At 45.4% G+C, this 13,016-nt stretch carries 15 protein-coding genes and 2 pseudogenes; 12 read left to right on the forward strand and 5 right to left on the reverse strand.

Features of this window, described 5'->3' with window-relative positions; genetic code table 11:
- Window positions 1-81: 81 nt before the first annotated feature.
- From PVOR_RS06795 to PVOR_RS06815, 5 genes and pseudogenes are all read left to right on the forward strand, one after another.
- Window positions 82-1,086 carry a Gfo/Idh/MocA family protein gene (locus PVOR_RS06795; protein ID WP_040680281.1) on the forward strand — a complete coding sequence of 335 codons (1,005 nt, stop codon included), beginning with the start codon at window positions 82-84 and terminating at the stop codon, window positions 1,084-1,086.
- A gap of 332 nt (window positions 1,087-1,418) precedes the next feature.
- Complete coding sequence (locus tag PVOR_RS06800) at window positions 1,419-1,616, forward strand: hypothetical protein (RefSeq protein ID WP_006208388.1); 198 nt, start codon at window positions 1,419-1,421, stop codon at window positions 1,614-1,616.
- A 379-nt stretch (window positions 1,617-1,995) separates the two neighbouring features.
- Window positions 1,996-2,326, forward strand: a pseudogene (locus tag PVOR_RS06805) (nucleoside triphosphate pyrophosphohydrolase).
- Between the two features lie 41 nt (window positions 2,327-2,367).
- The gene (locus PVOR_RS30965; protein WP_200860823.1) at window positions 2,368-2,688 is read left to right on the forward strand and encodes a hypothetical protein; all 321 of its coding nucleotides are present in this window, start codon (window positions 2,368-2,370) and stop codon (window positions 2,686-2,688) included.
- Complete coding sequence (locus PVOR_RS06815; protein WP_006208391.1) at window positions 2,685-2,903, forward strand: hypothetical protein; 219 nt, start codon at window positions 2,685-2,687, stop codon at window positions 2,901-2,903. The genes PVOR_RS30965 and PVOR_RS06815 overlap by 4 nt, the downstream gene beginning before the upstream one ends.
- A 23-nt stretch (window positions 2,904-2,926) precedes the next feature.
- On the opposite strand, the gene PVOR_RS06820 is transcribed toward PVOR_RS06815, so the two are convergent.
- Window positions 2,927-3,175, reverse strand: coding sequence for a helix-turn-helix domain-containing protein (locus PVOR_RS06820; protein ID WP_006208392.1), 249 nt, complete (start codon window positions 3,173-3,175; stop codon window positions 2,927-2,929).
- A gap of 165 nt (window positions 3,176-3,340) precedes the next feature.
- Here PVOR_RS06820 and PVOR_RS06825 point away from each other — a divergent pair, with 165 nt between their 5' ends.
- Both PVOR_RS06825 and PVOR_RS06830 read left to right on the forward strand, forming a co-directional pair.
- The gene (locus PVOR_RS06825) at window positions 3,341-3,817 is read left to right on the forward strand and encodes a hypothetical protein (RefSeq protein WP_006208393.1); all 477 of its coding nucleotides are present in this window, start codon (window positions 3,341-3,343) and stop codon (window positions 3,815-3,817) included.
- Between the two features lie 52 nt (window positions 3,818-3,869).
- Complete coding sequence (locus PVOR_RS06830; RefSeq protein ID WP_006208394.1) at window positions 3,870-4,394, forward strand: SMI1/KNR4 family protein; 525 nt, start codon at window positions 3,870-3,872, stop codon at window positions 4,392-4,394.
- 414 nt (window positions 4,395-4,808) lie between these two features.
- Here PVOR_RS06830 and PVOR_RS06835 read toward each other — a convergent pair whose 3' ends face one another.
- Window positions 4,809-5,429 carry a hypothetical protein gene (locus tag PVOR_RS06835; protein WP_006208396.1) on the reverse strand — a complete coding sequence of 207 codons (621 nt, stop codon included), beginning with the start codon at window positions 5,427-5,429 and terminating at the stop codon, window positions 4,809-4,811.
- Window positions 5,430-6,032: 603 nt separating this feature from the next.
- Here PVOR_RS06835 and PVOR_RS31450 point away from each other — a divergent pair.
- From PVOR_RS31450 to PVOR_RS06845, 3 genes are all read left to right on the forward strand, one after another.
- Window positions 6,033-6,422: a hypothetical protein gene (locus PVOR_RS31450; RefSeq protein ID WP_006208397.1), complete on the forward strand. Its 390-nt coding sequence runs from the start codon at window positions 6,033-6,035 to the stop codon at window positions 6,420-6,422.
- The gene (locus PVOR_RS31455) at window positions 6,358-6,786 is read left to right on the forward strand and encodes a superoxide dismutase family protein (RefSeq protein ID WP_234972792.1); all 429 of its coding nucleotides are present in this window, start codon (window positions 6,358-6,360) and stop codon (window positions 6,784-6,786) included. Before PVOR_RS31450 ends, PVOR_RS31455 begins: the two co-directional genes overlap by 65 nt.
- 432 nt (window positions 6,787-7,218) lie before the next feature.
- Window positions 7,219-8,136, forward strand: a complete 918-nt coding sequence (locus tag PVOR_RS06845) for an EamA family transporter (protein WP_040680296.1) — start codon at window positions 7,219-7,221, stop codon at window positions 8,134-8,136.
- Window positions 8,137-8,287: 151 nt separating this feature from the next.
- Here the strand turns inward: PVOR_RS06845 and PVOR_RS06850 are convergent, their stop codons facing one another.
- From PVOR_RS06850 to PVOR_RS06860, 3 genes are all read right to left on the reverse strand, one after another.
- The gene (locus PVOR_RS06850) at window positions 8,288-9,640 is read right to left on the reverse strand and encodes a uracil-xanthine permease family protein (RefSeq protein WP_006208400.1); all 1,353 of its coding nucleotides are present in this window, start codon (window positions 9,638-9,640) and stop codon (window positions 8,288-8,290) included.
- A 42-nt stretch (window positions 9,641-9,682) separates the two neighbouring features.
- On the reverse strand, window positions 9,683-11,047 hold the full coding sequence (guaD, locus tag PVOR_RS06855; RefSeq protein ID WP_006208401.1) for a guanine deaminase: 1,365 nt from the start codon (window positions 11,045-11,047) through the stop codon (window positions 9,683-9,685).
- Window positions 11,048-11,301: 254 nt separating this feature from the next.
- A complete protein-coding gene (locus tag PVOR_RS06860; protein WP_006208402.1) occupies window positions 11,302-11,526 on the reverse strand; it encodes a hypothetical protein in 225 nt (74 codons plus the stop codon).
- Window positions 11,527-11,728: 202 nt separating this feature from the next.
- Here PVOR_RS06860 and PVOR_RS06865 point away from each other — a divergent pair.
- Window positions 11,729-12,392 (forward strand): annotated as a pseudogene (locus PVOR_RS06865) (hypothetical protein).
- A gap of 32 nt (window positions 12,393-12,424) precedes the next feature.
- Complete coding sequence (locus PVOR_RS06870) at window positions 12,425-12,865, forward strand: hypothetical protein (protein ID WP_006208404.1); 441 nt, start codon at window positions 12,425-12,427, stop codon at window positions 12,863-12,865.
- Window positions 12,866-13,016 lie beyond the last annotated feature (151 nt).

Raw genomic sequence — 13,016 nt, forward strand, 5'->3', positions numbered from 1 at the left:
ACGCGCAGTTGGACCTTGATCTATAATAAGGGCGTGGCATTCAATGACAAAATTTTATCGTGAATGGAATAGGAGAACAGGATGAGCAAACTAAAAATGGCCGTCATCGGCTTGGGACACATGGGTCGGCATATGATTCACCGCTTACTGCCGCAATATGCGGATAAGATCGAGTTGGTCGCGATTTGCGACAGTGATGCATCCAGTCTGGAGCGGGAAGTCGCAGAAGCAGGGATTCGTCCACGGCTGTACACCGACTATCGTCAGCTGCTGGACGAGGTGTCCATGGATCTCGTGTATATCGCGGTTCCGCCGTCTCTGCATTATGACGTGGCCCGGATCGCATTCGACAAGGGCATCCACGTCTTCTGTGAGAAGCCGCTGGCTAACAGCTTGACTGAAGCCCGGAGTCTGGTGGAGCTGGCCGAGAAGGCAAATAGGCTCCATGCGGTGCATTTCTCGCTTCCGCTTGACCCGGCCGTACTGAAGCTGCAGGGGTTACTTGAGGAGCAGGCGATCGGCCCGATCCACAGAATGGACCTATTCCTGGAGTTTCCGCAGTGGCCGAGGGCCTGGCAGCAGAATCCATGGATCACATCAAGACAGCAGGGCGGATATTTGCTGGAGGTTGGCATTCACTGGATCCAGATGATCCAGCAATTGTTCGGGCCGATTACGCATGTGAAGAGCGATATCGAGTTTCCGCCGGACTCCAATCAGTCCGAAAGCAGTGTCCAGGCCGTTCTCAGATTACATGATGAAATTGAGATTCATCTATCGGGAACCGACCAACGGGAAGAGGAGGAGCGTGTTTCCCTGGTGATCCACGGGGCAGAAGGTACCCTGGCATTGGAGAATTGGCGCAACCTGTACCAGGGCGGCAAGGATACCGGTCTGCAGCCTGTATCTGTGGACGACGTTGTCAGTCCGCTGCCCATCCTGAAGCAAATCGTTCAAATTTTGAACGGAGAGTCCGGTATCATCTATGATTTCTATGACGGGTATAATGCGCAGGTGGTTTTGGAAGCTCTGCGTAAGCCGGGTGAGGGCTTTACGGATGTAAGGCCTCAATTGATGGGGCGATAAGGCTGGATTTATTTTTAAGCCCTGATAGTGAATGTTCGGGCAAAAAAAAAGCACCATCTTAGTTGGCGTCTCTCTGGTGAGGCTGTTCAATGCGGTTGGGGAGCTTGTGGGTTTCGCTACCTTGGAGTAGGTTTATGACGAGGTTTCCCGCATACGACCGTTCACCGAGAACAGGGACGTGCAGCATTGCAGTTGCGTGTGGCGGTTCGTGTGCAGTACCGACACCAGTAACTGCTCCGATATGTGTGACATGCATTGGTGCATATGCAGTTATTGGTGCTGGTGGTATCGCTGGAGCGGTAGCTTGTTTCAATTACCTGTGAGGTGACTAGATGAATAAGATTTTGGCGATCTCGATTTTAGGAATGGGTTTAACTGGTGCTGTTTTAATCATCTCGGTCGCTCTATTGTTCGAATCCCCAAAAGGAGATGTGTTGAAGATGGTTACTGCTGCTTCAACAGTAGCTTTCGTTATATTCGCTGTCTCGGCTTTAGTATTTCGTCGGCGATTAGATCAAAAAAAAGAGTAATATATTCATTAAATTAATAAAGTCGGTATTAAGGAGTAGACAAATTTGTCTACTCCTTTTTTATTACTATTGCAACCAACAGAAAATGTATTTTTTCTGGGAAAGTAAGGCTGTAAGCAGGATCATAAAGAAAGTAACGTAGCGCCTATTGTAAAAAAAGGTCAAATCCTTTTACCTGGAAAAAAGGGAGACTATTGAGCGACTAATGGATCTTGAGTGATATAAAGGCTATGTTGATTTGAGGGTGCATCCCGTGAGCTCGCAGGCTGACATTCATAGGGGCATCTCTTTCTTTTCTATAGAAATCGAAGATAGTTCATTAATTCTAAGGTAAGATACAATATGAATATACAATTAACCATGTAAAGGATGAGAATCTATGCCGGTTTACAATAAGCTAATTCGGGATCTGATTCCCCAAGTCATTGAAGTTACAGGCAAAGAATTTCGCACACGGATTTTGGATGAGGAAGAGTATAAGAAAGAATTGATCATAAAGCTCAAAGAAGAGTCGGAGGAATACTTTGCTGCTCCAAGTCCAAAGGAGTCGCTGGAAGAACTTGCAGATATGCTTGAGGTTATCCGGGCGTTGGCGGTCGTGCATGGGGCGAACATGGGAAGAGCTTGAAGATTGGAGGGAGAAGAAGGCGAAAGCTCGAGGCGGGTTTCAGGAGCGGGTGTATTTAATTGATGTTGACGACAACGCTTAATGCGATCGAACGGGGAACTGAAGTAAAGGTTCTCGCTGGGGATGGAGTTGAACCTGGCTATGAATGCAAAGGCCGAACTTTTAGTATCTATAACGGTCTCAAAAAAGAAGGGAACGCGGATTGCGTGTGCTTCAATCTACAGGTTAGGGATGAAGAAGCATCATGAATCATTCGCACCGGACGAATTTGATCTTATTGTGGTGGGCGAATTTCATCATGCAGCTGGACCTGCAGTAGTTTGTAAGAGAGAAGGGATAATTAAAAGAAAGGAGTACCTGGCCAGTACTCCTTTCGTTGGACGTACGGAATCCTGCATGGATTCACGGAATATGGTGAAGTTGAGCAGCGTTATGAAGACGTGAAGGAAGAAGCGGACGAGTTCCTTCGGAAAGTCTATTTTACAAATGTAAGAAAGATTGCAGGTGGTGCCAAGGCCAATCATACAGATGTCGAGTATCGTATGCAGGAAACTGGCGAGCTTCTTCTTAAACCAAATCAGGATCGTCAATCCGATCTGGTTCTGTGCTGCGGCGATGTCCTACACGTATCTGATGAAGGAAATTCAGAAGATCCTTGAATCTTAAACTGGAAACTAACATTTTATTTCTCTAATTCCCTCTCATACCCCTCAATCAGTAGCGATGCTTTAACATGAAGCGCCCTTGCTAATGCCGTAATCGTGAGCAGGGTAGGCGCTTTTTCCCCATTCTCAAGTTCACTAATGTAAGACCGGTCCACACGGGAATAGAGGCTTAACTGATCTTGGGTGAGCTCTTTTTCTTTGCGAGTCTTTCGAAGAGCCCTGCCGAAGGCAAGTAACTCTATCGATTTATTACAATGATTAGTCACGTTATAACCCCTTATTGATAGTTAAATTCATCTTATGTGGTTCTATAAGGGAATTTCCGTAGGCTATTGCCTACAAAATGTTTACAATGGTATAGTACAGATACTGAAAAATACTAAATTGGATGACTAGATTACCTTCTTAGTTAAAAGGGAGCGAAGGAATTCATGAAATCGATGGTAGCAAGTGAGACCGACCCAAATGCGAATCCACCATTCCAGAAGGAAGCCGATTACTCTTACCACGATACGATGATTCTTTGTACTATTTCCTCTCAAGAATATATGAACTTATCCCTGCACTTCCTGGACAAAAACTTGCTTCATGTCAGTTTATTGTTATGCAACAGGGCACTAGAATCCATGCTCAATGCTTTATATATAAAGAAGGAGAGAAGGCGACCAACATCCAATATTGTGTTAGATGATATACTGCGGATGTTTTCTAAGCATTCAGGACTAAACGTAGAATCGTTGATATTTATACAGACCATATCCTATTTATCACATGAGAGCTCCCTCATCAGCAAAATACAACCTACATATTTAATGAACCTGATCAAGAGAGCGGATGCGCTCCTTCTTCAAATCGCCAGCCAGCTGGAATTGCACTATAAAACATATCACTCTGTTTTTGAAAAATAAAGCTAGTTATTATCTACTTCTCGAGTAATTAAATATAAGAGGGGTGATTGCGATGGACGTTAGAGAGTTTGCGAATCGCTTTCAAAAAAGGTATCCTGATGTGGATAGATATGAGGTTGCAGATCATCAGGATATTAGCGAATTCGAGGATAGATTAGGGATGAAGCTGCCACAATCGTTCTGTACTTTTGTAAGCGAATTCTCTAATGGGATATTTTTACTGGATTGTGAACCTATCGGCGGGGAAGTGATTCTTCCGGATCTTCCCGATAAAGTACACATTCGAGAGACAGATGAATTTATTGCCTCCCATCGTCTTATTTCTCTTACTATGTTTGATGCCGTTGCTAATTCCAATGATCACTGGGTATTCATATGTGAGGATGGAACCCCTAATAACGAATACAGATTAGGGTTTATTAGTCAAAGCTCAAAAGCCATTGTGAAGACATTATCCAGCTTCGAAGATTGGTTGACGATCTTTTGGGATCATGACAACGAGGATGAACAAGCTGTTCCGGTATTCAATACGTTTTATTCGACGTTGGATGATAGATTGGAAATATTAAGTGATTAAGTGCGGGGGGTTCATTTATATTTTTTGTGAGAAAAAAATTTGTCGATTTATGATTTACTAAATGACGGAGAATTGGAGAAATTATGGACATTTTAATTATAATACTTGCAGTTATTATTATTGCTTACTTAATAGGCATTGATAGGAACATACGTATCCAAAATTTATACTTCAAAGAAGTAATTAAACGACTAGATATGATGCTCAAAAACTACTCACCATATGAAAATAAGAGAGATCGTTAATGAAGCTTCTCCGGAACGAACTAATGGTATACGGCACTTAAGCCAAAAGAAAAATTAAACAGCCTTAGTCCAATGGAAATCAGGGAAAGGCCGCTTAATTAATTTTAATTTTCTGCACTGTCTACTTGACGGGCCTGAGATAAATATAATATGAACAACGGCTTGAAATTTAATTATTAATGTATCTTTTTAGAACTTCTCTGCGAATTTGCGAATGTCTGTCAGAAGCTTCTTTATCCTCATGGGAACTTAATTGAGAAATTTCATCTTTTTGAAGATTGAATTTCCCCTCATTCATATTAATCACACTATAATTTCCCATTCCATTATCCTTTAAAAAGACAATATAATTTTCTCCGTACTCAAGTTCTTGATATCCATCTAAGGAGATTATTGCTCTTTCACCGTTATTATCTATAATGCTGATTGGTTCAGTGAATGTGATAGTTTCATCGTTAATAGTATTAGGGTGAACGATTTCTGGTTTTTTTAGAAACTTTTCAATTTTAAAATCAGTTAGAGTATAGAAATCGGCTAAAGACCCATCTTCATGTCTTACCTCCTGGTGCTTTCTTGATTGAAATTCTTCAGCAGGTGTTCCAAGCACAATAATATCGGCACTTTTACTGAGATCACTTTCAGAATCATAACTAATATATGAGGCTGGAAAATTAATAACTTTTAATTCCTGGTTATTTAATTTAATTAAGAAAAATATAAAAAAACAAGCAAGTATTAATACAATAGCCGATACTGTATATTTCATTTTACTTCCTATCTGTGTTTTCATATCTGATCCTCCTTAGTTACCCCATTTATTTTTTAACTGTGTTTTATCCTCTGTATTAGGTGCAATACTAGTTAATGCATTAGCAGTCATTACACAATTTTTTGTTTTTTTTCATCACAATATAATACTACATAATTTGTATATATAGTTAAAGATTGCAATTATAAAAAGCTACGTTTTTTTAAAAAGAAAGAAATATTACTGAATACTTTCGACTTATAGAAAAAAGTTACCAAGCATCCTGTTTTTGATTCAGACGCTGGCGTATGCCATCCGCTATGGCTAGGGAAAGAGGGCCAGGAAAGTGAGTTTATCTACGGTCTCAGTGATGGGGAGGAAGCTGTATATGTGACATCGGCCAAACTTACCGATCGGATGAGAGAGCTCGTTTTACCAGAGGGACGTTAAAGCTGTTAGCGGCTGCTTCCTATATGTTCCGGCAGGCTCAGATTACAATCGGGTGCTAAGTTTATGGTTTATCTTGTACGTGTCTTCGGAATCAATGACCAACGCCGAAAGCCCCAAATCCCCTAAATAGCGGTTGAGACGTATAAAAGCAGGGTATTGGGAGATGAATGAATACCATCATCAGGAGGCGATGAAGTGAACAAGAAGACCTACAAGTTGAAGCATATGGCCGAAGCATTTCTTGCCGGAGCCATGCTGTTTTCAGGAATTTCGTTGGCGGCTGCAAGCCCCGAAGGAACCTTGGATGCGATTAAACACACAACGTCGAAAATAAGCTACTACGTTAACGGCAAGGATCACTCGACACCTGCCGGTCAATTTATGAACCAAGGGACGGCAGCCCCGGACTCCATTGTTCAGAACGGCACGACCTATGTGCCTGTGCGAATTGGTTTCCGATCTGGTTGGACAGCCGGTGTACTGGGAGCAGGCGTCCCGGACGATCTCTTTGGGGCTGCCTGTGGTCAAGCTGTACAATGCGGCGGGCGAGTCGGTTGGTTCCGCTACCCTGGAGCAGGTCAATGACGGGGTGAGGGTGAAGATGACCGCATCCGGTCTCACGCCAGGCAAACACGGATTCCATGTGCATGAGAATGCGATTCAGGGTGGGGATTTCAAATCTGCCGGCGGTCACTTTAACCCGACAGATAAGCACCACGGCCTTGCGCATCCGCAAGGAAGCCATGTTGGCGATATGCCGAATCTGGTCGTAGGCGCAGACGGAACCGTGGAAGCGGAGATGATCATTCAGCATGGAACCCTTGAAAAGGGTCAGCCGAACTCGGTGCTGGGACGCTCGCTCATCATCCATGCCGGTGAAGATGATGGCGTAACCGATCCATCAGGGAATTCCGGCGACCGTGTGGCCGGCGGGAATATTCCCGAATAGTTGGTAAGCTGCTCGGGGATGGCTTTTGCAGCATAGGCATGCCATCAATAAACGCATCTCCACAGGGAGATGCATTTTTTTCTAATGATGGTGCATCCATATCTAATAAAATGACGGGATGAGGAATTTTATGGAAGGAACCATCTTAGAACCGGCGGCCTGACGGGGCATGGGCACCCGTTATTGTGCAGCGGTTATTCTAATGAAGGGCCTGTTCGATTTTCCAGTTGACATCGTATGTGATCTATCATATTATATCTCTTGTTGTAAATGAATGGCTTGCTGAATTGAATAAACCAAACTCTATCCTGTGGATGGAGTGGCGGAACTTTGTCAAAGAAATATTCTTTGGTTTCATTCGCCCCTTGTCAGTGAAATGACAAGGGGCTTTATGTTGTTATGGACCAGAAAGGGAAGAGGTTTACCATGAATATGAGGTTACTGAAATATGCTTTACTTGTTTTTTTAGGGGCATGCAGTTATGGATCGCTCTCTACTATCATCAAGCTTGGAATGAAAGATGGATTCAGCATGCAGCAGCTGGTAGGATCACAGTACTTTTTTGGATGGGTCATGCTGCTCCTGTTGGTCTTGTTATTTTCGCGAAAAAAGCTGGGCATGAAGCTGGGCCTCTCGTTATTAGTTGCTGGCATCACGATCAGTTTGACGGGCATATTCTACGGATTTGCCGTGGAGGAATTGCCTGCTTCGATTGCGATCGTTCTTTTATTTCAATTTACTTGGATTGGGGTCATTCTGGAGGCTATCGTTGATAGAAAGTTCCCGAGTCGCGAGAAATGCATTTCGATGCTCATCCTTCTTATCGGTACGATCTTAGCAGGGGGGATTCTTGAACCAAGTGTTGGTGGGATTACGGCCAAAGGTGTTATTTTCGGCTTAATGTCGGCCGTGTCGTTTGCCTTCTATATATTCGTAAGCGGGAGGGTGGCTACACAAGTGCCTGCGGTGAATAAAAGCTTGTATATGACCACTAGTGCCCTGATCATTATTTTGATGGTTTTCTCGCCTTCCTTCATTTATGATGGTGCGATTCCAGACGGACTTTGGAAGTTTGGTCTTCCTTTAGGGCTGCTGGGCATCGTGATTCCGGTCCTTTTCTTTTCCATTGGTGTCCCGAAGCTGGGCTCAGGTCTGGGCGCGATACTGGGTGCGGCGGAACTTCCGGCAGCCGTGGTAGCTTCGGTGTTAATTTTGCATGAAGAGGTGTCGTTGCTTCGATGGGTTGGGATCATCGTTGTTCTGCTTGGCATTGCTACGCCGCAGCTTCTGCCGATATGGATACGGAAAAAATCCACAACCCCCCTACTTCCCAAGGTAGAAGAGTTATAAACTGCGAACTGAATCGTAGCTTTGCATGGGACGGTAATTCCCGCTCAACCGCAAGGCTCATATGTAAAAGACTGCCCCTAAAGCCTACGCTGACGTAGTTCCTTTGGGGGCAGTCGTGTTTAGCATGTGTGATTACGATGGCCTTACCATTTTACTTCGCGCTAGGCAGCAATTTATTCAATACAATCGCTGCAAGAGCAGCCGCTAGTATGGGTGAACCGAACAAATACTGCACGAATGTAGGCAATGTATATAAGAAGTCTTTAGGAATGAGTACTAACGCTAACGTCAAAATCATCGGTATGGCGATAATGTACATTTCTTTTTCACCGATTTTCTCGTTCTTCATAACCTGGATCCCGTTAATCGAGATGATCCCGCAGACGATGGCGAATACGCCTCCGATGACGGCGGTTGGAATTGAGGAGATCAAAGCGGCCAGTTTGCCTGAACAACCGAAGAGGACAAACCATCCGCCTACCGCAAGAAAGACTCGGCGGCTTGCCACGCCCGTGATGGAGATAATGCCTGCATTGGTAGAGTAACCGGTGACCGGCGTGGAGCCGAGTCCTGAAGCAATCAGGCAGCTGATTCCTTCGCCGATGACGCCCCGATTAATATTTTTATCCGTTAACGGTTTATCAATGACGTTGCTGATGGCAAACCATGTACCTGTCGTCTCCGCCAGCAGGACGAGATAGATGATGACCATGGTGATAATCGCCGACAAGTCGAACGAAAAGCCAAAATCCTTAAATGGTATCTGCGGCATGCTGAACCAGCTGGCGCTGGCGACAGCGCTGAAATCCAGCACACCCATCAAGTTGGCCGAGATACAGCCGATAATTAACGCGATCATGACGGACGTAACCCGGAATATCGCGCCTCGCGTTCGGAACAGGGATCCAAGGATCACGAACAGGATGAGTGCAGCCGCTGAGATCAGGGCCAGCAGCACGTTTTGATTAATGGTTGCGTCCGTGGCGCCGTAAATATTGTCCCGGATGGCAACCGGCAATAAAGACAGACCTACAATGAAGATGATGGTGCCCCCGACAATGGGCGGGATGAAGGATTTCACGATTTTATTGAAAACTCCCGTATACCCCAAAATCATCACGAGGATTGCACCCACCAGGCTGGCACCCAGCACGGAGCTCCAACCGAGCTCCCCGCCTCCGCTGGCGGCATAAATCGCAACAATTGCACCAAGAGGAACATAGGATGGACCTTGCGCCATCGGCAGCTTCATGCAGAAATACGTTTGCACAATCGTGGCAACCCCGGCTGCAATAAACGTGGATTGAATTAATGCACTGGATTGATTGGGCGCTAAGCCGATTAACATGGCAATTAGGAAAGGAACAACATAAACGTCCATCGCGACGACATGCTGTAAACCGAGAATGGCGGATTTTCCGACAGATATTTTACCGTCAGGCGGAACCGTTAAATGCTGTGAGTTCGTTTGCGTGTTATCTTGTTTGTCTGCTTGTGTTTTCACTCCGATGGACACCTCGAATGTTTGGATTAATTGCGATATATCTTAGCGTGAATGAACCTTTTCTCCTTGTACCCAGACCTCGCGAATATGTTCAGGCCGTGCGAGATACATAATCTTCTGAAAAATATCTTGTACGTCCTCCAACTCATCAAAAATCGGCAGCTTCGCGGACGGCAGTCTCGTATCGATCACCTGCACATCCCATACGTAGTTTTCCTGAATACGGCCAATCGGCAAGCTTAGGCTTTCACCGCCTCCGGCCGTAGCCAGATAGAATGCCTCATGGACCGTGATCCGCGACTTGGGTACGCCGCGCTCGGCAGCCGGAAGGGAGGTGTTCACGCCATCCTCCAGCATCCTCGAAGACATCACGGCTTGTCTTATATTATCGAAGAGACTGGGCGAGAAGCCGCCGGATAGATCAGAGCCCAAACCAATCTCAACATTGTGGGCATGGAAGCGAGCAACCGGGATGACGCTATTGGCGAAATAGGCGTTGGATATCGGGCAATGCGCGATAGCGGTTCCGGTGTCAGCGAATAATTCGGCATCCTGATCATCGAGAAAATTACAATGAGCCATGACCGATTTATCACGCAGCAGGCCAAAATCATGCAAGGCAAACGCATCGTTTTTCTGGAATCGATCCTTCACATGACCGTGTGCCCAATCGCTTTCGCTGCAGTGGGACTGCACATACGTATCGTATTTGGCTGCCAGCTCGCCCAAACCCTTCAGCCCCGCATCGGTACAGCTTGGAATGAATCGTGGGGTGACGACGGGATACACGCCTTGTTTCGTGGTCTTGGCGAGTTCCTTAACAGCGATAATAAATGCTTCCGTATCCACCAATGCTGTGGATGTGTCTGCATCGCGGTAGTAATCCGGATTTTGCTCGGGATCGTCCATGACGACCTTCCCAACAAGTCCACGCTGGCCTTTGCCCGCACAGATTTCGGCTAACAGCAGGCTGGCTTCCTTATGCACCGTGGCAAAATAAAGCGCCGTCGTGGTTCCGTTGGCCAGCAGGGTGCTTACCAAATCCTCGTAGACCTTTTGCGCAAACTCGAGATCGGAGAATTTCGATTCCAGCGGGAAGGTATAGGTGTTGAGCCAGTCATAGAGCGGAATGTCCAAAGCGGTTCCAGATTGAGCCCACTGCGGGGCATGAACATGCAAGTCAACAAAACCCGGAAGGAAATACTGTCCCTCCTCTAATCGATGAAAGCTGTCGCTGCCCTGATACGAATCCAGCAAGGATTGATATTCGGTGTCTTCCGGTGCCACGACTCGCTCAATCATTCCGTCCGCATTGATGCAATATAGACAGTCTGTTAACACTTGAATTTCGGTGGGAGATTTGCTTGAAAAAGAAGTCCCTTGAAACAATTGCATATATTTACTCATGTTTACCGCCTTAATGTTCGTTTTTTCGAGCGCTTTTGTCATTATAGTCCGTTAAAAAAGAGATGTCTATAGTATAAAGGCGAATAGATATGAGCGCTGGTCTGGTAGGGTGATCACTAAGTATGAAGGGTTGTCCTTGGAGAGAAATAGGGGCTGATGAGTATGGAGTTCAGGATTCTCGTTTTATCCAACGTTTAATGAAACTTAAGTAATTGATAATATGTTTTAGTCAAAAAAAAGAGCCAAGGCTCGAATTATTTTGAACTCACTAATTCCTCACCTTTGACTCTCCAAATCTTCACACCGCTTACAAAAGTATTGGATTCTTTATCATATGTCACTTCCTGTGCCTCCAGCGTTTCGTTTAGATTTGTTGCTACGATATGAGCATTCTTAATTTTGTAAATTGATGTTTGGGCAGCAGTACCAACTGTAGCAACAATCTCATTGGTTCCGTCCTGCTCAATATCTGTCTCCACCGTATGCGCTTCAGCAATTGTTTATATGCATTTAAATGAGTGATCTACGGCCCGATAACCATTGAGATGAGTGGATCTTCATGAAAGAAGGCTGCGGACGCAATACGTCCGGAGTCTTTTTGTATAAACAAGAGGATATCAGCTGGCCCACACAGAATAACTTGAAGCTGCCATTATTTTTGAGATTTGAAGAGGAATTGTAATGAAGACAAAATTGATCATGGTCGAAGGTCTGCCGGGATTCGGCAAATCGACGACGTCCCGTATGATTTATGATATTTTAACCGAAAGAAACATCGAGGCCCGGCTTGTGTTGGAAGGGGATGTTGACCATCCGGCGGATTATGAGGGAACGGCGTGTGTGACTGAAGAAGAATTTGGGCAGTTGCTGCAGCCGCAGGCGCCTTTAATATTGATCGAGCGAGCCGCCCCAAAGCCCCAAAAGGCCGCTGGTATCTCCTGCCCTACCAGAAGCTGAAGAACGAATACGGTACCTCTTTTCCGGATGACCTAAATATCATTCCTTGTCCAAGCAGGATGTTTACGAGCTTCCGCTGGACCTCAACAGGAGACTCATCACCGAGCGGTGGGAGGCATTTGGGGAGCAGACGTTAGATGAACCTGTTGTCATGATTTTTGAGTGCTGCTTCATCCAGAATCCGGTGACCGTCGGCATGGTGAAGCACGATGCGCTGGAGGGCGTTGAAGGGACGCTGGAAGTATTGGAAGCCCGGCGCAAGCTGGAGCACCGGATCTTGGACAGTCTCGGACTGAACAAGGAGCGAATCAACAACTCCCTTTATGATCAAGAGACGTACAGAACCATGCTGATGGACAAGCTGAAGCTGCATGGGGTCATCCAATAATGTTATTTTCGTAGATAAGGAAGGACGGTTTAATGAAGCGCTTATTAATGATCATGATGCTCTACATAACGGCTCTATTGGTAGGTTGCGATAAGGAACCCGGTTGGGAGACGATGCAGCTTCTAGACGAACAGGTTGCCGAAATCCGGATTTCAGCGTTCGAGACATGGGACGAGATGAATGGGGATACACTGCTGTCTTTCAAGGATGAGAAGGCTGTAATCGCATTTGAGGAAGCGATCCTTGCCGCTCGCAAGCAGCCGGATGATGCCAAACGAACGGACCCGGATTACGACGTGATGGTCATCTATGCCCAGCAATCTCCGATTCATGCCATCAAGCTGTGGTTGGGAGAAGAGGGTCATGAAAGTGTGTTCAGCTACGGTTTCAAGGATTGGGGAGAAGATGTATATGTGGTTTCGGCCAAACATACGGATCGGATGAGAGAACTCATTTTGCCAGAGGGGCGTTAAAGCCGTTATCGGAGCCCCTCTCTTTTTCTGTTCAGTATCTGGATATTATAGAAAGTATGAGTTTATTTATTGATTGTAAATATCTTTGGAATTAATGACTATTACCGAACGCCTCATCCCATAAAATAACGACTTAGACGTATAAAATCAG

The sequence above is a fragment of the Paenibacillus vortex V453 genome (assembly GCF_000193415.1).
GTDB classification, from domain to species: domain Bacteria; phylum Bacillota; class Bacilli; order Paenibacillales; family Paenibacillaceae; genus Paenibacillus_AQ; species Paenibacillus_AQ glucanolyticus.

Coding starts and splice junctions, on each gene's coding strand:
- PVOR_RS06870 (WP_006208404.1), top strand. CDS start 12,425: ATGAAGCGCTTATTAATGATCATGATGCTCTACATAACGGCTCTATTG.
- PVOR_RS30965 (WP_200860823.1), top strand. CDS start 2,368: ATGGAGTTGAACCTGGCTATGAATGCAAAGGCCGAACTTTTAGTATCT.
- PVOR_RS06845 (WP_040680296.1), top strand. CDS start 7,219: ATGAGGTTACTGAAATATGCTTTACTTGTTTTTTTAGGGGCATGCAGT.
- PVOR_RS06800 (WP_006208388.1), top strand. CDS start 1,419: ATGAATAAGATTTTGGCGATCTCGATTTTAGGAATGGGTTTAACTGGT.
- PVOR_RS06825 (WP_006208393.1), top strand. CDS start 3,341: ATGAAATCGATGGTAGCAAGTGAGACCGACCCAAATGCGAATCCACCA.
- guaD (WP_006208401.1), bottom strand. CDS start 11,047: ATGAGTAAATATATGCAATTGTTTCAAGGGACTTCTTTTTCAAGCAAA.
- PVOR_RS06835 (WP_006208396.1), bottom strand. CDS start 5,429: ATGAAAACACAGATAGGAAGTAAAATGAAATATACAGTATCGGCTATT.
- PVOR_RS06795 (WP_040680281.1), top strand. CDS start 82: ATGAGCAAACTAAAAATGGCCGTCATCGGCTTGGGACACATGGGTCGG.
- PVOR_RS06830 (WP_006208394.1), top strand. CDS start 3,870: ATGGACGTTAGAGAGTTTGCGAATCGCTTTCAAAAAAGGTATCCTGAT.